This window comes from Rhizobium sp. 01T444 (assembly GCF_056398305.1).
The window spans coordinates 1-578 of sequence record NZ_JBFTPD010000308.1; the positions used below are offsets into that span (position 1 = coordinate 1).

At 60.6% G+C, this 578-nt stretch carries 1 protein-coding gene; it reads right to left on the reverse strand.

Annotated elements, in window-relative coordinates; all coding sequences use genetic code 11:
* Positions 1–475: carboxymuconolactone decarboxylase family protein (locus AC1DTN_RS38625; protein WP_477925494.1), on the reverse strand; the 475-nt coding region annotated here is incomplete at its 3' end.
* Between the last annotated feature and the right edge of the window lie 103 nt (positions 476–578).

Consider the following 578-nt stretch of genomic DNA (forward strand, 5'->3'; position numbering starts at 1 on the left):
TGATCACGCTGATCGCGAGGATCGCCTCCACCACCTGTTGCTCCGTATAACCGGCGCCTCGCACGGCCTCAACCTCGGCTTGCGGCACCGTGCCGTGCGAAGTCACGAGCGTGCGGACGAAGCGCACCAGCGCATCTCGCTTTTCATTGCCAGTCGCGATGCCGCCGCGAATCTGCTTCATCGCCTCCGGCGACAGACCGGTCATCTTGCCGACCAGCGTATGTGCGGCCACGCAGTAATCGCAGCCACCGATTTCGCTGACCGCAAGCTTGATGGCCTCGACATCCGACTTCGCGAGACTGCCCGCCGCCAAGGCACCGTCGGCACCGAGGAGCGCCGCGAGCGCCGACGGGCTGTGCGTACCGACTGTGGCATAGGCATTCGGCACGCGGCCGACGGCCTTCTTGATGGCGGCGAAGAGATCTGCTGCAGGGCCGGTGGCCTTGTTGGGCTCGATCATGGAAAGACGTGACATGGTGAACTCCTGGTTGATGTTGAACAGGCCCTTCTTGCGGGCTGGTATTGACTGTATGCGTGAATTTTGAGTACGTTAATATTGAAAAATATCAAATCTATGC